This is a genomic window from Thioalkalivibrio nitratireducens DSM 14787 (assembly GCF_000321415.2).
Taxonomy (GTDB): domain Bacteria; phylum Pseudomonadota; class Gammaproteobacteria; order Ectothiorhodospirales; family Ectothiorhodospiraceae; genus Thioalkalivibrio; species Thioalkalivibrio nitratireducens.
Window position 1 is genome coordinate 583,318 of record NC_019902.2, and the last position, 17,288, is coordinate 600,605.

18 protein-coding genes and 1 pseudogene are annotated in these 17,288 nt (G+C 67.0%); all 19 read left to right on the forward strand.

Annotated elements, in window-relative coordinates; all coding sequences use genetic code 11:
- Position 1 precedes the first annotated feature (1 nt).
- Positions 2–523, forward strand: coding sequence for a ferritin-like domain-containing protein (locus TVNIR_RS02830; RefSeq protein ID WP_015257463.1), 522 nt, complete (start codon positions 2–4; stop codon positions 521–523).
- The gene (locus TVNIR_RS02835; RefSeq protein ID WP_015257464.1) at positions 520–2,676 is read left to right on the forward strand and encodes a heavy metal translocating P-type ATPase; all 2,157 of its coding nucleotides are present in this window, start codon (positions 520–522) and stop codon (positions 2,674–2,676) included. The genes TVNIR_RS02830 and TVNIR_RS02835 overlap by 4 nt, the downstream gene beginning before the upstream one ends.
- Positions 2,677–2,691: 15 nt before the next feature.
- Complete coding sequence (locus TVNIR_RS19525) at positions 2,692–3,045, forward strand: YtxH domain-containing protein (protein WP_043739159.1); 354 nt, start codon at positions 2,692–2,694, stop codon at positions 3,043–3,045.
- Between the two features lie 240 nt (positions 3,046–3,285).
- Positions 3,286–5,346: pseudogene (locus tag TVNIR_RS21195) on the forward strand (glutamate synthase central domain-containing protein); the annotation flags it as partial.
- Between the two features lie 16 nt (positions 5,347–5,362).
- Positions 5,363–7,831 carry a glutamate synthase-related protein gene (locus TVNIR_RS20120; RefSeq protein WP_015257467.1) on the forward strand — a complete coding sequence of 823 codons (2,469 nt, stop codon included), beginning with the start codon at positions 5,363–5,365 and terminating at the stop codon, positions 7,829–7,831.
- Between the two features lie 11 nt (positions 7,832–7,842).
- Positions 7,843–9,330, forward strand: a complete 1,488-nt coding sequence (locus tag TVNIR_RS02850) for a glutamate synthase subunit beta (protein ID WP_015257468.1) — start codon at positions 7,843–7,845, stop codon at positions 9,328–9,330.
- 1,027 nt (positions 9,331–10,357) lie between these two features.
- Positions 10,358–11,500, forward strand: a complete 1,143-nt coding sequence (locus TVNIR_RS02860; RefSeq protein WP_015257469.1) for an MBL fold/beta-CASP domain-containing RNA metallo-hydrolase — start codon at positions 10,358–10,360, stop codon at positions 11,498–11,500.
- A 117-nt stretch (positions 11,501–11,617) separates the two neighbouring features.
- A complete protein-coding gene (locus tag TVNIR_RS02865) occupies positions 11,618–11,950 on the forward strand; it encodes a BrnT family toxin (RefSeq protein ID WP_043739161.1) in 333 nt (110 codons plus the stop codon).
- 278 nt (positions 11,951–12,228) lie between these two features.
- Positions 12,229–12,600, forward strand: a complete 372-nt coding sequence (locus TVNIR_RS02870; protein WP_015257471.1) for a helix-turn-helix domain-containing protein — start codon at positions 12,229–12,231, stop codon at positions 12,598–12,600.
- A gap of 322 nt (positions 12,601–12,922) precedes the next feature.
- Entirely contained in the window at positions 12,923–13,147 is a 225-nt protein-coding gene (relB, locus tag TVNIR_RS02875) for a type II toxin-antitoxin system RelB family antitoxin (RefSeq protein ID WP_015257472.1), read from the forward strand.
- Positions 13,131–13,433 (forward strand): type II toxin-antitoxin system RelE family toxin, encoded by a 303-nt coding sequence (locus TVNIR_RS02880; RefSeq protein ID WP_015257473.1) that lies wholly within the window; start codon positions 13,131–13,133, stop codon positions 13,431–13,433. The genes relB and TVNIR_RS02880 overlap by 17 nt, the downstream gene beginning before the upstream one ends.
- A gap of 348 nt (positions 13,434–13,781) precedes the next feature.
- Positions 13,782–14,009 (forward strand): type II toxin-antitoxin system Phd/YefM family antitoxin, encoded by a 228-nt coding sequence (locus TVNIR_RS02885; protein WP_015257474.1) that lies wholly within the window; start codon positions 13,782–13,784, stop codon positions 14,007–14,009.
- The gene (locus tag TVNIR_RS02890; protein ID WP_015257475.1) at positions 13,999–14,439 is read left to right on the forward strand and encodes a type II toxin-antitoxin system VapC family toxin; all 441 of its coding nucleotides are present in this window, start codon (positions 13,999–14,001) and stop codon (positions 14,437–14,439) included. Before TVNIR_RS02885 ends, TVNIR_RS02890 begins: the two co-directional genes overlap by 11 nt.
- A 143-nt stretch (positions 14,440–14,582) precedes the next feature.
- Positions 14,583–14,837 carry a type II toxin-antitoxin system RelB/DinJ family antitoxin gene (locus tag TVNIR_RS02895; protein ID WP_015257476.1) on the forward strand — a complete coding sequence of 85 codons (255 nt, stop codon included), beginning with the start codon at positions 14,583–14,585 and terminating at the stop codon, positions 14,835–14,837.
- 61 nt (positions 14,838–14,898) lie between these two features.
- Positions 14,899–15,108 carry a type II toxin-antitoxin system YafQ family toxin gene (locus tag TVNIR_RS20360; protein WP_257720626.1) on the forward strand — a complete coding sequence of 70 codons (210 nt, stop codon included), beginning with the start codon at positions 14,899–14,901 and terminating at the stop codon, positions 15,106–15,108.
- A gap of 11 nt (positions 15,109–15,119) precedes the next feature.
- Positions 15,120–15,896: a non-hydrolyzing UDP-N-acetylglucosamine 2-epimerase gene (gene wecB / locus TVNIR_RS02900; RefSeq protein ID WP_015257478.1), complete on the forward strand. Its 777-nt coding sequence runs from the start codon at positions 15,120–15,122 to the stop codon at positions 15,894–15,896.
- Between the two features lie 48 nt (positions 15,897–15,944).
- Positions 15,945–16,247 carry a type II toxin-antitoxin system RelB/DinJ family antitoxin gene (locus TVNIR_RS02905; RefSeq protein WP_015257479.1) on the forward strand — a complete coding sequence of 101 codons (303 nt, stop codon included), beginning with the start codon at positions 15,945–15,947 and terminating at the stop codon, positions 16,245–16,247.
- Between the two features lie 290 nt (positions 16,248–16,537).
- On the forward strand, positions 16,538–16,750 hold the full coding sequence (locus TVNIR_RS02910; protein ID WP_043739165.1) for a type II toxin-antitoxin system HicA family toxin: 213 nt from the start codon (positions 16,538–16,540) through the stop codon (positions 16,748–16,750).
- A 9-nt stretch (positions 16,751–16,759) separates the two neighbouring features.
- Positions 16,760–17,191 carry a type II toxin-antitoxin system HicB family antitoxin gene (locus TVNIR_RS02915; RefSeq protein ID WP_015257481.1) on the forward strand — a complete coding sequence of 144 codons (432 nt, stop codon included), beginning with the start codon at positions 16,760–16,762 and terminating at the stop codon, positions 17,189–17,191.
- Positions 17,192–17,288 lie beyond the last annotated feature (97 nt).

The window sequence follows — 17,288 nt, forward strand, 5'->3', positions numbered from 1 at the left end:
CGTGCAGCCCGGGGCACCGACGACGTTCACGCCCGACCAAGCCCTGTCGTTTGCCCTCGATGACGAGTACCGCGCCCGGGCGAGCTACCGGGCGGTGCTCGATGCCTTCGGACCGGTCACGCCGTTCGTCGAAATCGCCGCGGCCGAGCAGCGGCATATCGACGCGCTGCTGCCGCTGTTCCCGCGCTACGGCGTGGCGCCGCCGGCTGACCGTTGGGCCGGCCGTGTCGCAGCACCGCCCACGCTGGCGGCGGCCTGCGCCGCCGGCGTGGCCGGTGAGATCGGCAACTACAGCCTGTACGACCACCTGCTGGCACAGGTCGGCGAGCCGGACGTGCGCGCGGTGTTCGCCAGTCTGCGCAACGCTTCGGCCTACCGTCACCTGCCGGCTTTCCAGCGCTGTGCGGGTCGGGCCGGGCTTCCTGTTCCGGGGCCGGCGGCGACAGGCGCGGCCTCAGCGCTGCTGCTCGGCCTGGCGGCCGGCTTCGGAGCGGTCTGGCTGCTGCGCCGGGGTTCGGCATGATCGCCCGGCCTACGCGCGGGGATCCGCGGCTGGTCCACCGGACACCGACGCGTCTGCGCTTCCAGCTCGCCCGCCTCGGTGATCCGCGCATCGACTTCGCCTGGCTCGAGGCCTGGCTCGAGTCGGTACCGGGGGTGGAGGCGGTACGGATCAACCGGCATGCGCGCTGCGTGGTGTTCGATTACGACGGCGCGGCGGGCACCCGCCGCGCCGTCCGGGATCGGCTGCGAGCGCTGCCAAGCCTGCGCATTCCGGCCGGCGAGGCCGAGCCGACCGAGCCGGCGGAACTGGCGCCGATGATCGCGAGCCTCGTCGTGCTCGTGCTGCTGCCGTTCCTGTCGCCACCGCTGCGCCGGCTGGTCACCCTCGTCAACATCAGCAAGACCCTGCTGCGCGGGGTCGACACATTCATCCATCGCGGGCTGAAGATCGAGGTTCTGGACGCGGTTGCGATCGGCCTCTCGGCTGGGCGCGGCGAGCATTTCACCGCCAACGCCACCGACTTTCTGATGGAACTCGGCGGTTACCTCGAAAAACGCACCGAGCGCCAGTCCGACCGGATGCTGCGCCGTCTGCTGCGCCCCGAGCCGGGGCTGGCCTGGGTCGAGCGCGGCGGGGTGCTGGTGCAGATCCCCGACGACCAGATCCGTACCGGGGAACGCGTCGAGGTTGGCCCCGGCGAGAAGATCGGGGTCGACGGGCTGGTGCTGGACGGGACCGCGCTGGTCAACCAGTCCAGCATCACCGGCGAGCCCGTACCCGTGCGCAAGGAGTTGATGGACCGTGTGATTGCGGGCACCGTGATCGAGGATGGGCGGCTGCGGATCGAGGCGCGGCACGTCGGCGACGAGACGACCACCGCGCGCATCGCGCGCTTCATCGACGCCTCGCTGGACAAGCCCTCCGACACCCAGCGCATGGCCGAGCGCCTGGCCGACCGACGGGTCTACATCACCCTCGGCACGGGCGCGCTGGTCTATGGGCTGACCGGCGACGGGCGGCGCCTGTCGTCGGTGTTCCTGGTCGATTACTCCTGCGCCCTCAAGCTCGGCACGCCGCTGGCCTTCCGTTCGGGTATTTACCATGCGGCTCGCTCCGGCATCCTGCTCAAGGGGGGCGAGGCGATCGAACACCTCGCCGAGATCGACACCGTCGTGTTCGACAAGACGGGGACCCTGACCCGCAGCGACCTCGAGGTCAGCGACGTGGTCGTGCTGAACACCGAGCGGTGGTCGCGGACCCGGCTGCTCGCGGTCACCGCGTCGATCGAGGAACACGCCAGCCATCCGATCGCCGAGGCGATCGTGCGCAAGGCCCGCGAGGAGAAGCTCAACCACATCGACCACGGCGAGGTCGACTACCTCGTCGCCCACGGGATGACCTGCCCGGTGAACGGCGACCGGCTCCTGATCGGCAGCCGGCACTTTCTCGAGGAACACCATGGTGTACGCTTCGACGGTTTCGAAGCGGCGATCGCCGCGCTCCAGGAGGAAGGCAAGACCTTGCTGTACGTCGGTACGGAGCAGGAGGCCATCGGCCTGATCGCCCTGCGCGACACGCTGCGCGAGGACGCCGCGGCCGTGCTCGCCGGGCTGCGCCGGTTGGGCGTGAAGCACCTGGTGATGCTCACCGGCGATCACCGCCGCCGGGCGGATGCGCTGGCCCGGGAGCTCGGGATCGACGAAGTCTTCGCGGAACAGGTCCCCGAGGACAAGGCCCGGGTGCTGGAACAGCTGCGCGCCGAGGGCCGCCGGGTCGCGTTCGTCGGCGACGGGGTGAACGATGGTCCGGCGCTGGCCGCTGCCGACGTGGGCATCGCGATGTCCCGCGGCACCGAGCTCGCACGCGCGACCGCGGACGTGGTGCTGCTCGAGGACCGGCTGGACATGTTGCTCGACGCCGTCGATATCGCCCAGCGCACCATGGGCATGGTCGCGACGAACTACCGCGCCGCGATCGGCATCAACACCGGGGTGATGATCGGCGCGGCTTTGGGCTGGCTGTCCCCGGTGGCAACGGCCGTGCTGCACAATGGAACGACCGTGGGATTGCTGGTCAGGGCCTTGCGCGGGCTGGATGCACGGGAGCATCCGGTGCCGGCACTGTCCAAACCAGCGAGCGGTGCACGCGCAGTGCCCTCACAACGCAGTTGAACGGAGGACAACCTCATGGCATATCATCTGATTCCTTTCGTGGCCGGCGCAGTCGTCGGCGGTCTGGCGGTCTACCTGTTTCGTGACGAAAAGGCTCGCGACGACCTGCGCCAGTCGGCAACCGGCATCTCGCGCAAAGTGCAAAAGACTGCAGGTGAGGTGTCCGGCAAGGTTTCCAAAAGCCTCTCGCAGGTTCGCGAGGCGATGCCGGGTGGCGGCCAGGCTGCGGGCCCCGCTGCTGCCGAAGCGCCGGCTGCAGCCACATCGCCGGAACCCCGGAAACCCGCGCGACGCACCGCCAGCCGCAAACCGGCGACCCGCAAGGCGCGCGAGGCACCTGCGGAACCTCCGAAGCCCGACGAAACCTGAAACGCGGCGCCCATCACCCGTAGGCCGGACGAGCGCAGCGTCCTCCGCCCCACCGCACAGGGCGGAGCCCCCCTGCGTCGGGGTGTCCCGGGCGCCAGCCGGCGGATGACGGCCTTCGGCCTTTTCCGCCCACACATCTGAAACGCGGCGCACATTCGCAATTGATTCGCGGCTGGTCCGGGCGCACAGTGAAGGCAGGGTCCCTTGCGGTTCCCGGGCGGATCCGTTCGGAGTGTGCAGATGACAGTGTTCCAGGGGTTGCGTCGCCCGGCGCTGACCGGGGCGCTGGGCCATGCGCGGTGCCCGCGCTCGATCGGTGTCTCGAGCTGCGGCGTGGGTGTGGTCGCCGATCTCGATGGCCACCGCAGCCATCGGCTGGTGCGGGACGGTATCGAATGCCTCGAAAACCTCGACCATCGGGGTGCGCGCGGGGCCGAGGAGAACACCGGCGACGGGGCCGGCATGCTGTTGCAGAAGCCGCATATGTTCTTCCGGGAAGAGTTTCCCGGCCTCGGGGATCCCGACAGCTACGGCGTCGGGCAGGTGTTCATGCCCCGGGACGTGGACCAGCGGGCCGCGCTCCGTTCGCTGATCGCCGCCCGCTGCCGGGAGCGCGGCTTCGACCTGGTCGCATGGCGTGCGGTGCCGACGGACAACCGCGGGCTGGGGAAGACAGCGCTCGAAAGCGAACCCGTCTCGCAGCAGTTCTTCGTCCGGCCCGGGGAGACGCTGCAACCCCCGGACCTGGACGTTGCGCTGTACGTGCTGCGGCGCGAGATCGAGAACGAGGCCCTGTACCGGGGTCTGGTCGGGTACGGTGAGGAGGTCTTCTATATCTGCTCGCTGTCCCGGACCACGATCGTATACAAGGGTCTGCTGACCTGTGCACAGCTGAGCGCCTATTACCCCGACCTGTCCGATTCGCGCGTCACCTCCGCAATGGTCCTGGTGCACGCGCGTTTTTCCACCAACACCCTCGGGGCCTGGGATCTCGCGCACCCCTATCGTTACCTCGTGCACAACGGAGAGATCAACACGCTGCGCGGCAACCAGAACTGGATGCGGGCGCGCGAGGCGACGCTCGCATCGCCGCGCTTCGGCGCCGACATTGGGAAAATCAGGCCGCTTACGGGGGAGGGACTCAGCGACAGCGCACAACTGGATAACGTGCTGGAACTGCTCGCGGTTTCCGGACGCAGCCTGCCGCACGCGCTGCGCATGCTGATCCCGGAGGCCTGGGAACAACAGGATCAGTACATGGACCCGAGCCGGCGCGCCTTCTATGCGTATCACAGCGCGCTGATGGAGCCCTGGGACGGGCCGGCGCTGGTGGTCGCCACCGACGGGCAGCGGCTCGCCGCCGTGCTGGACCGGAACGGGCTGCGGCCCTGCCGGTACAGCATCACCCGTGATCGACGGCTGGTCATGGCCAGCGAGACCGGAGTGCTGGATGTTCCCGCGCGCGATGTTCTTGCGAGGGGACGGCTGAAACCCGGTGCGCTGTTCGTGCTCGATCCCGCCCGCGGTGGAATCGTTCCCGAGGAGGAGGTGTTTGCCGAACTTGCAGGTCGCCCCTACGAGGCCTGGCTCGAGACCGGGCGTGTGATGCTGGCCGACCGGGTCGACCCCTCCGATGAGCCCCTGCCGTCTGGTTCGCTGGAACGCCCGCTGCACGAATACCAGCGCGCGTTCGGGCACACGATGGAATCACTGCGCGTCCTCGTACAGTCCATGGCGTCCACCGGCACGGATCCGATCGGCGCCATGGGCAGCGATACCCCACCGGCCGTGCTGTCGGCGCGGCCACGCCCGCTGAGCCACTATTTCCTGCAGCAGTTCGCGCAGGTCTCCAATCCGCCGCTGGACTACATCCGCGAGGCGCTGGTGACCTCGCTCGGCGACGCGATCGGTCCGCGCGGGAACCTGCTGGCGGAGACTGCCGGCCACTGCCGGCAGCTCTACCTCGAGTCGCCCGTGCTCAGCAGCCCGCAGCTTCGCGCGATCGAGCGGCTCGACCGCGATGGCCTGCACAGCCGCCGGATCGACATCGCCTACGCGAAGGGCTACGGCATGGTCGCGGCGATCCGGGCGATGCGCCACAAGGCGGTGCGGGCGCTCGGTGACGGCTACGGGATCCTGGTGCTGACCGATCGTTCGGTCGGACCTGGCCGCGTCGCAATCCCGAGCCTGCTGGCGGTGTCGGCACTGCATCACCATCTGATCCGCAAGGGCCTGAGAATCCGTACGGCGATCGTGGTGGACGCGGGCGAGCCGCACACGGTGCACGACTTCTGCACGCTGATCGGTTACGGGGCGGATGCGGTGCATCCGTGGCTGGCCTACCGGGGCATCGCCGACCTGGGGGGGGGCACGCGGCTACCTCGAGACCGAGATCGGCCAGGCGGTCGAGCGCTATCGCAGGGCTGTCGAGGGTGGCCTCCGCAAGGTGATGTCGAAGATGGGGATCTCGACGCTGCAGGGCTACAAGGGCGCGCAGATCTTCGAGTCGATGGGGCTGGATCACGAGTTCGTCGACGAGTTCTTCACCGGCACGACGGCCCATGTTCCCGGGGTCGGCATCGAGGAACTGGAACGGGAGACACTCGCGGCTCACGGGATCGCGTTCGGCACCCCGGTGATCGGCAACCTGCCGCTGGATCCCGGCGGGCATCTCTACTGGCGCCGCGACGGCGAACGCCACCACTGGAACCCGTATACCATCGGCAAGCTGCAGCAGGCGGCACGTGGCAACGATCCCGAGGCCTACCGCGACTTTGCCCGCCATGCCAACCAGCAGGGGGGAGGGCTGCTCAACCTCCGGGGTCTGCTGGAACTCGTGGCCGACGACGCCTGCGCGCTCCCGCTCGACGAGGTCGAGCCGGTCGAGTCGATCATGAAACGCTTCTCCACCGGCTCGATGTCTTTCGGTGCGCTGAGTCAGGAAGTTCACGAGACGCTTGCGATCGCGATGAACCGGATCGGCGGAAAATCGGGCACTGGGGAGGGGGGCGAGCAGGTGGAGCGCTTTGGTACCGAACGCGAATGCTCGATGAAGCAGGTCGCGAGCGGCCGCTTCGGGGTCACGGCCCACTACCTGGCCCGGGCCCGCCAGATCGAGATCAAGATGGCCCAGGGCTCCAAGCCCGGCGAGGGGGGCGAGCTGCCCGGCGGCAAAGTCGACGAGGGCATCGCACGGGTCCGTTTTACGGTGCCCGGCGTCGGCCTGATTTCGCCGCCCCCGCATCACGACATCTATTCGATCGAGGATTTGCAGCAGCTGATCCACGACCTGAAGTGCGCGAATCCGGCTGCGGAAATCCACGTGAAGCTGGTCTCGAAGGCCGACGTCGGCACCATCGCCGCCGGGGTGGCCAAGGCGCGCGCCGACGCCGTGCTGATCAGCGGTGATTCCGGGGGTACCGGCGCCTCGATGAAGACCTCGATCAAGCACGCCGGGGCACCCTGGGAGTTCGGGGTGGCGGAAACCCAGCGGGTGCTGCGTGCCAACCGGCTGCGTTCGCGCATCACCGTGCGCGCGGATGGCGGGCTGCTGACCGGTCGCGACGTGGTGATCGCGGCGCTGCTGGGCGCAGAGGAATACGGCTTTGGCACCGCGCCGCTGGTGGCGCTCGGCTGCATCATGCTGCGCAAGTGCCACTGCAACACCTGCTCGGTCGGGATCGCAACGCAGGATCCGCGCCTGCGCGCGCGGTTCCGGGGGCGCGCGGAGCACGTCGTCAACTACCTGCGCTTCGTCGCCGACGAGGTGCGCGAGAACCTGGCGGCCCTCGGTTTCCGCGGCATCGACGAGATGATCGGCCGGGTCGACCGGCTGCGGGCGCAGCGGGTCGTGCACCCCAAGGGCATCCAGCCCGATGTCTCGGAACTGCTGCGGCACGTTTCGTCCGACGATGCACCGCGCAGAACCCGCGCCCAGAACCACGGCCTGGACCAGAAGATCGATCACCAGGTGATCGAACAGGCGCGGCCGGCATTGGAAAACGGCAGTCCGGTGAAGGTTCATATCCAGCTGAGCAACCGTGACCGGACTTTCGGCACGCTGCTGAGCTACGAGGTCACCCGCCGCCACGGCGCCCAGGGCCTGCCGGCCGGGACGATCGACGTTCGCTGTACCGGAACGGCGGGACAGAGTTTCGGGGCATTCCTGTGCCGTGGGATTGCCTTGCATCTCGTGGGCGACCTGAACGACTACGCCGGCAAGGGGCTCTCGGGTGGCGTGATCAGCGTGCGTACGCCGGCGGATGCCGGGTATCCCGCCGCCGAGAACACGATCGTGGGCAATGTCGCGCTGTTCGGCGCGACCGGGGGCGAGGCTTATTTCAACGGGCGCGGCGCCGAGCGCTTCTGCGTGCGCAACTCCGGTGCACTGAGCGTCGTCGAGGGGGTGGGCGACCATGGCTGCGAATACATGACCGGCGGGGTGGCCGTGATCCTCGGGCCGATCGGGCGGAACTTCGGGGCCGGCATGAGCGGCGGCGAGGCCTATGTCTTCGACGGGGAACGGCTTGCCGAACGGCATCTGAACCCGGACGGCCGGCGGATCGAACCGGTGCGTGACGCACGCGACCGCGAACTCCTGCGGCGGCTGCTGGAGAATCATTTCAGCTACACTCGCAGCCGCCTGGCGGCCCGGATCCTCGAAGACTGGGAACGGTCGGTCGAGATCTTCGCCAAGGTGGTACCCGAAGCCTATGCGGACGCTGTGGCCCGGCACCTCGCGACTGGGCGGGATATCCGCGCGAGTCTCCCACCACGCGTTGCCTGAGGGTTCGAGTGATGTCAGAAAATCACCCCGATGGTTTCTTGCGGCACCCGCGGCGGACGATCGGCTACCGCGATGCGCGTTCGCGCGCGCGCGACTACCGGCAGATCTACGCCCTCGAATGGGATCAGAACGAGCTGAGCACCCAGGGACAGCGCTGCATGGACTGCGGCGTGCCGACCTGCATGGGCGGCTGCCCGATCGGGAACCTGATCCCGGAGTGGAACGATCTCGTCTACCGGGGTCTGTGGGAGGAGGCGCTGGCGCGGCTGCATGCGACCAACAATTTCCCCGAGTTCACCGGCTACACCTGCCCGGCGCCCTGCGAACCGGCCTGCACGCTGGCCAGCAACGACGACGCGGTGACCATCAAGGACATCGAGCGGGCCATCGTCGACAGGGGCTGGGAGGAGGGCTGGATCGTGCCGCGGCCGCCGAACGAGCGCACCGGAAAGCGGGTGGCGGTGGTCGGCAGCGGGCCGGCGGGGCTCGCTGCCGCCCAGCAGCTCAACCGTGCCGGACACAGGGTCACGGTATTCGAGCGCAACGACGTGATCGGCGGCCTGATGGTCTACGGCATCCCCGACTTCAAATTCGCCAAGCACATGGTCGAACGCCGCGTGCAGCAGTTGCGCGACGAGGGGATCGATTTCCGGACCGGCGTCAACATCGGCGTCGATGTCCCGCTCGCGCAGCTGCAGGCGGGATTCGACGCGGTGTGTCTCGCGATTGGCGCGCTGCGCTCGCGCGACGTGGCGGTGCCGGGGCGCGACCTGGACGGGATACTGTTCGGGATGGAGTACCTCACCGCCGAGAACCGGCGACAGGCGGGGCGACCGGTAGACGGCGTCGACGATGCCCGCGGCAGGCGGGTGGTGGTGCTCGGAGGCGGCGACACCGGTGCCGATTGTGTCGCCACCGCGCATCGGCAGGGGGCGCGGAAGGTACTGCAGGTGAGCATCAATCCCCGCCCGCCGGAGGAACGGCCGGCGCACAACCCGTGGCCGCAGCAGCCGCAGACGTATCGCAGGACGTATGCCCTCGAGGAAGGCGGGGAGGAAGCATTCAGCCTCAATGTCGCCGCCTTCGTCGATACGGACGGGGACGGACGCGTCGATCGGATCGAATGCGAGCGGGTCGACTGGAACCGCGACCGCCACGGCCGGCGGACCGAGAAGATTCTGCGCGAGAGCGGGATCGGGATTCCGGCCGACCTGGTGCTGATCGCGATCGGCTTCGAGGGACCGGAGCTCGCGCCGTTGCACGACGCCCGCCTGACGATCACGCAGCGCAACGTGCTGGAAACCGACGAGCGGAAGATGTCGTCGATACCGGGCGTGTTCGTGGCCGGCGACGCCAGCCGCGGTCAGTCGATCGTGGTCTGGGCCATCGGCGAGGGGCGCGATGTCGCACGGCAGATCGACGCCTGGCTGATGGGAACATCGCGGCTCCCGGCCAGCCTGCAAACGCCGAACCCGCCCAGCCCACAGCGGGGCCTGTGACTGCGACATCGGATTCGAGGTTCACCCGCGAAGTCTACTTTCGTAGAGCGCGCCCACGTGCTTCACGCCACACCGTGCGGTAAAGCGCCTCCAACTGTCTCACAAACCCTTCGCGATCCAATAGCGGCGACTGCAGCATCCGTGAACTCGCCGAGACCGTCGCCCGCGTGACCGGCTTCCGGGGCCGTCTGACCTTTGACAGCAGCAAGCCCGACGGCATGCCGCGGAAGCTGCTCGACATCAGCCTGATCCGCTCGCTGGGCTGGGAGCCGCGCATCCCGCTGGAGGCGGGGCTCAAGGGTGCCTACGAATGGTTCACCCAAAACGCCCTGTAGGAACGTGCCTGCCCGCCAACGCGTCGCCGGCGCGCCCAAGCCCCGTAGCACCACCCAACGCCGATTCGCATGCGAGGCACGCTGCTACAGGGGCATCGTCAGTGCGCCTCGCCAGCCGCGATGAGGATGCGTTGGCTTGCGGCGATGCCCGAGACTGAGCTAGGTTCACCGGTGGGAGTCATTTGCGGAGACGACCATGAGCGCTGCCGCTCTTCATCCTGAATTCATTACCGACGCCGAAGGGCAGCGGAAATCGGTCGTTTTGCCCATTGCAGAACCTGATGATCACGGAAGCTCCGCAAGCTGGACTGGGCCATCTTCGAAACCAGCGTCATCGCGAGGAGCGAAGCCTTAAGCCGCGAGCGCAGCGTGGCGGGACGTGGCGATCCAGAGGGCGATGGTCCCCCCCGCGCCGCCTGCATCACCACGGGCCTCCGGCCCTCGCAATGACCATGCAGATGCAACCGTCACTGCGAGGAGCCCACAGGGCGACGCGGCAGTCCAACCGCCGTCTGGATTGCCACGGGCCTTTGCCACGGCCTCCGGCCTCGCAATGACAGGCCCTCGCAATGACCATGCAGATGCAACCGTCACTGCGAGGAGCCCACAGGGCGACGCGGCAGTCCAACCGCCGTCTGGATTGCCACGGGCCTTTGCCACGGCCTCCGGCCTCGCAATGACAGGCCCTCGCAATGACCATGCAGATGCAACCGTCACTGCCGAGGAGCCCACAGGGCGACGCGGCAGTCCAACCGCCGCCTGGATCGCCACGGGCCTTTGCCACGGCCTCCGGCCTGGCAATGACAGGCTCTCGCGATGACGGTGTCACCCATCCCGTCACTGCGAGCCCCGAAGGGGCGCGGCAGTCCATACAGCGCCTGGATCGCCACGCGCCTTCGCCGCTCGCGATGACGGCTGGGGATGGCCCCCACGACGCCGCCACCCCACCCACCACCACCCGCATCGTCTTCTCCGGCGACCTCGGGGCCCCGAACAGCCCGCTGCTCCCGGCCCCCAACCCGCCCGAGCGTGCCGACATCCTCATCCTCGAAAGCACCTTCGGCGACCGCGTGCACGAAGACCGCGGCACCCGCCAGGCGCGCCTGAAGGCCGCGATCGACCACGCGCTGGAAAACAACGGCACCGTCGTCATCCCGGCCTTCAGCATCGGCCGCACCCAGGAACTGCTCTACGAACTCGAAGACCTCATCCACCAGGCCACCGACCCGCACTGGCAGGACCTCGAAATCATCGTCGATTCCCCGCTCGCCGCCCGCTTCACCGAGGCCTACCGCGACCTGAAACCCTATTGGGACCTCGAGGCCCGCGAACGCCTGGACCACGGCCGCCACCCGCTGGCCTTCGAGAACCTCTACACCGTCGACAGCCACGAAGAACACCTGCAGACCGTCGACTACCTCGCCCGCACCGGCCGCCCCGCGGTCGTCATCGCGGCGAGCGGCATGGCCGCTGGGGGCAGGGTTGTGAACTACCTCAAGCGCATGCTCGGCGACGAACGCCACGATGTGCTGTTCGTCGGCTACCAGGCCGAAGGCACCCCCGGCCGCGCGATCCAGCGCCACGGCCCGCGCGGCGGCTGGGTGCAGCTCGACGGCGAACGCATCGACATCCGCGCCCGCATACACACCATCGGCGGCTACTCCGCCCACGCGGACCAGAGCGACCTGCTCGCCTTCATCCAGGGCATCCCGCAAGCGCCAAAGGAAATCCGCCTGATCCACGGCGAACGCGACGCCCGGGAAGCCCTGAAAGCCGAAATCGAAACCTGGGCCCAATCCACCGGCCACACAGTCGAGGTCACGTTCGCCACGTAATGCACCCCCGCACAGGACTCAGACCCCGGTTCGAAACCCCGAACGCCACTTCGCGTGCAAGGCCCGCTCCTGCGGCGGTCGGCGATGTCGAACTGAAGCGGTTTTCAACGGTTTTCCATGGAACTGGAATACGACCACGACAAGGACGCGCGCAATCTCGCCAAGCACGGCGTGTCGCTCGCAGAGGCCTCGAGACTCGCGTGGGATACGCTTCTCGCTTGGGAAGACCGGCGGAAGCACTACGGTGAACCGCGTATGGCGGGACTTGCTCTGATGAACGACCGGCTCTACTCGGTAGTCTATGTAGAACGAGGGGCAAGACGCCGTATCATCAGCCTGCGCAAGGCCAATCGGCGTGAGGTAAGACGTTACCTGATTATCACGAAACCTCCTCAGCCAGTGCGATACCTCTCCGCGTCGGTCGTCATTGCGAGCGAAGCGCGGCACTAACGCGCGTAGCGCATTGAACAGCCGTAGGCTGGCCCGCAGGGTGAGCGCAGCGAGTAATCCAGGCGGCGCGGCGGGGGGCGGCCATCGCCCTCTGGATCGCCACGTCCCGCCACGCTGCGCTCGCGGCTAAAGGCTTCGCTCCTCGCGATGACGCTGGTTTCGAAGATGGCCCAGTCCAGCTTGCGGAGCTTCCGTGATAATCAGGAATTCATTGGCACCCATGCGCAATACGATTCGGTGGATGCCGCCACTGTAGACATCAACTGAAGGCCAGGAGCATGGAAATCAAACCGATTCGCGACGAGCAAGCCTACCGCGAAGCCTTGCGGGAGATTGCCGTGCTGATGGAAACCGATCCTGCGCTGGGCACGCCGGAAGGCGACCGGCTGGATGTGCTTTCCACCCTCGTGGAAGCCTATGAAGCACGCACGTTCCCGATGGACCTGCCGGACCCTGTTGAAGCCATCCTGTTTCGGATGGAGCAGCAGGGCCTCAGCCCCAAGGATCTTGAGCCAATGATTGGGAAACGCAACCGCGTGTACGAAGTGCTGAGTCGCAAGCGGCCGCTGACCCTGGCCATGATCTGGCGCCTGCATACCACCCTGGGCATTCCTGCCGAGAGCCTGATTCGCCGGCCGGCGGAGCACTAACGGCCTGTCTTGCGTGGTTTGCCACGTCGCCCGCGAACGCGCCGCAGGCGCGCCTGAGTTCGATCCGACACCCAACGCCGATTCGCGTGCAGGCACGCTCCCACAAGGGCATGCCCCCCGATGCCCCCCGCGAGGGGCAACCCCAACGCCGGTGCCCACCCTGTAGGAGCGAGCCCTGCTCGCGAACGCGCCGAAGGCGCGGGTGAGGTGGGTGCACCGTCCAGCGCCGCTTCGCGTGCACGGCACGCTCCTAGGGCATTGCCACGTGCACAGTGCCTGGGCTTTCGCTATACTTGTATAGCCATTGATTGGAGATCATCCCATGCTCGCATTACGGCTTCCTGATGATGTGGAAGAACGCCTGGCTGCCCTCGCCAAGGCCACCGGTAGAAGCAAAAGCTACTACGCCCGCGAGGCGATCCTGCAGCATCTGGACGATCTGGAAGACATTTACCTGGCTGAACAGCGCCTGATCGATCACCGCAAAGGAAGCGGCGAGACAGTGTCCATGGATGAAATGAGGCGCCGGCTTGAGTTGGACGATTGAATTTGATCGCCGCGTCGAGAAAGACCTGCGTGCATTGGACAAGCCATCAGCACGCCGGATTCTGGAATACCTGAACGAGCGTATCGCGCCATTGGACGACCCGCGGCGTCTGGGCAAGTCGCTGACCGGGGAATTGGGCGAATACTGGCGCTACCGCCTGGGTCCGTACCGAATCATTGCATCGATAGAAGATGAACGGCTTCGGGTGCTGGTGGTGCGTGTGGCTCACCGCAATGAGGTCTATCGCCAGGGCCTCGGGGCTCGCGATGACAGGTCGTCGCGATAACGGTGGGTGACCCTGTAGGAGCGAGCCCCGCTCGCGAACGCGCCGCAGGCGCGCCCAAGCCCGGTAGCACCACCCAGCGCCGATTCGCGTGCAAGGCACGCTCCCACAAGGGCATACCCGCGCCAGGGCCAACCCGGTAGGAGCGGGCCCTGCCCGCGAACGCGCCGCAGGCGCGGCTGCGTCCGGTGCGGCATTGCGCGCCGGAAATTGAGCAAACCGTCCCCGGAGCAAGAGCGCCGTCCCAGGATCGCGATGCAAGTCCGTCCACATCCACCAAAGAATCAACGCGTTCGCGGCTTTTAATGTGCTACGATCCAAAATAATGCAGCACATACCAAGAGGTGTCCGATGAAAGAGCTCAATGTTCGGGAAATGCGCGCTGCCATCGGTCAGCTCGACAAGCTGGTGAACGAGGCGGGCGAGATCATCGTGAATCGCCGCGGCCGCGCGATCGCACGCATCCTGCCCGTTGCCGGGACGCGTCGGCGTCCCAATCACGCCGACCTGCGCGCACGTACCCCGCGGCTGCCGACGCCGTCGGCCGAGTTGATCCGTGCCGAGCGCGATGAGCGCTGACGACCGTGTCTACCTCGATACCAGCGCGCTCGCGAAGTGGTACCTCAACGAACCGGGGTCCGACGCCTTTGTCGATTACCTGCAGGGAATCGATGTGGCCATCATCAGCAGGCTCACCCGCACCGAGATGCGTTCGCTGCTGAGTCGGCACCGGCGCATGGGTGAACTCAACGCTGAGCTCGAATCCGTGCTGTATGCCGCGTTCCTGGAGGATGTCGCCCGTGGCTGGCTGCAGGAGCACCCGGTGACCGACGCCTGCTTCGACGAGGCCGTGAATCTGATCAACCGCTATCCGGAACATCCGCTGCGGACACTCGATGCCTTGCGCCTCGCTCTGGTCAACCAGATGGGGATCGCGACGCTCGCGACTGCCGATACGGTGATGGCTGAAGCCGCTTCCTCCATGGGCCTTGTGGTGAGACGGTTCTGAGCGGTGGTCACCGCGAACGCGCCGCAGGCGCGGGTGCGATAGGGCAGGGCCTTCGTGATGGCGAGGCGGATGCCGGGGTGGTTGTTTGGTCGAATTGGGCTACGCTGTTGTAGCCCAGCGCAAATTCTGAGAGGGCCCTGACCATGAACACCGTCGTACGTGCGCGTATCAGCGAAGAGGTCAAGAACGAGGCGGCGGCCGTCCTCGAAGCCATGGGGCTGACGGTTTCCGATGCCTTCCGCATCATGATGACCCGGATCGCCAGAGAGCACGCCTTGCCCTTTGAGCCGCTGATCCCGAACGAGGAAACCATCGCCGCCATGCGCGCCGCGCGCGAGGGGAAGGCCGAGATCGTGACGATCGAGCAGCTGCAAGCGGTCCTGGATGCGGACGATTAAACAAACCTCGAGCTTCAAGCGCGACCTCAAGCGCTAAGCCAAAGGAAGACACCGGCAATCCCTGCAAACCGACTTCACGAAGATCATTGAAATCCTGGCCCGGGATCTTCCATTACCCGAGCACCATCGCGACCATGCTCTCGCAGGTGATTGGAATGACCATCGGGACTGCCACATCAAGCCCGACCTTGTTCTGATCTACCGTAAACCTGACCCGGATACCCTTCAGCTCGTGCGACTTGGCTCGCACGCGAAGCTGGGCATCGGCTAGCGCCGATTCGCGTGCGAGGCACGCCCCTAACACGGACCTCCCCCAGCCAGGGCCAGCCCTGTAGGACCGGGCCCCGCGCGCGCGACAACCTGCAGCGCGAAGGGGTAGGGGAGGAACGGATCCACGTCACCGGCAACACCGTCATCGACACCCTGCTCACCTTGGTCGACAAAGTCCGCGCCAACCCGGAGTTGCAAGCGCGGTTCGGCTTTCTCGACCCCGCCCGGCGCACCGTCGTCGTGACCGGCCACCGGCGCGAGAACTTCGGCGACGGCTTCCGGCGCATCTGCCGCGCCCTCGGCCGCCTCGCCGAGCGCAGCGACGTGCAGATCGTCTACCCGGTGCACCTGAACCCCAACGTCCTCGGCCCGGTGCGTGAAGCACTCGGCCAGCGCGACAACGTCCACCTGATCGAACCGCTGGACTACCTCCCGTTCGTCGCACTGATGGACCGCGCCGACCTCATCATCACCGACTCCGGCGGCGTGCAGGAGGAAGCCCCCTCGCTCGGCAAGCCGGTGCTGGTGATGCGCGAGACCACCGAGCGCCCGGAGGCCGTCGAAGCCGGCACCGTGCGCCTGGTCGGCACCGACGAGGAACGGATCGTGCGCGAAGCCACGCGCCTGCTCGACGACCCGCAGGCCTACGCCGCGATGTCCCGCGCCCACAACCCCTACGGCGACGGCCGCGCCGCCGGCCGCATCGTGAGCGTGATCCAGCAGCAACACCAACCCAGCCTTGGTCCCCGCAGGAGCGAGCCTGCACGCGAACGTGCGCTGCGACCGTAATTCAAATGACTTACAATCGGGTTCCGACGGCGTTCGTGGAGATCAGTGATGGCGGCCAACAATGCTCTGGTGCAAACCCGGGTCGACCCGGATTTGAAGGATCGCGCGTCGGCGGTTCTCGAGGGGCTCGGGCTGACGGTTTCGGATGCGGTCCGAATGCTGCTGACGCGTATTGCCAACGAAGGGGCATTGCCGCTCGAACTGGCGGTGAAACCCGAGGCGTACGATGCATGGTTTCGTGCCAAGGTGCTGGAGGCGCTCAATGATCTGGCACCGCAAATTGAACACGATGAGGTGGAGGCGCGGTTTGCTGCGAAACGGACTGCCCTGGTGGAGAAAGCGCACCGGTGAGGTTGGTGTGGACGAGCCTTGCGGTGCAAGACCGCGAGGAGATCTTCGACTACATCGCACTGGACAGTCCATCCGCTGCACTGGCTGTAGACGGTGGGCATGCGGCTCTCCGTCGAACCTGAACGTCGCGAGTCGGCCTAAAGCGCCGCTTCTCGCGAGCAGGCTCGCCTACAGGGGGCCACCCGGACAACGCGGGCCCCCCGGACCTTGTAGGAGCGGGCCCCGCCCGCGAACGCGCCGCAGGCGCGCCCCCAGTTTGAACTACGGACAAAAATGTCCGATACTCGGCGATGAAAGGTAGCGAATTCCTAAAACGAATCCGTAAGCTCGCCAAGCACCGAGGACTCGCATTCGAGTGGCATCCGAATCTGGGCAAAGGCTCTCATGGTGTGCTGAAGTTCGGCGACCGACGAACCGTCCTGCGCAACCCCAGCGACGAACTCAAGACCGGAACCCTGCACGCGATGCTCAAGCAACTCGGGCTGAAGGAAGAGGACATCTGAGACAGCGTCATGCATAGCTTCGTTTATCCAATCGCCTTGATCGACGATCCGGACGGCGGCTTCGTGGTGGCCTGCCGGGACCTGCCCGAAGCCATCACCCAGGCCGAGAACCGCGCGCAGGCACTGGAAGAGGCGGAAGGTGCCTTGCAGGCCGCGATCGAAATGCGTATCCAGGACGGCACGGCCATCCCGACGGCGAGCCGCCCGAGGCGTGGAGAACTCCTGGTGGCCGTACCCATCGGCACCGCGATGAAGGCGGCCTTGTATCTCGCCATGCGCGAGCAGGGCGTCAGCAAGAGCGAACTGGCCCGTCGGCTCGGCGTGAACGAAAAGGAAGCCCGACGCATGCTGGATCCGAGGCACAGCACCAAGGTCCCAGCGCTTGAACACGCGCTACACATACTGGGCAAGCGGGCGGAACTGCGCGTAAACGGCCTGTGATCTCGGCGCAAGGGGTCCAGCGCAAGGGGCCAGACCCCGGTTTTCCCTTATAAAGGGCGTCTGACCCTGGTTCGAAGCCCCCCGGTTCGAAGCCCCC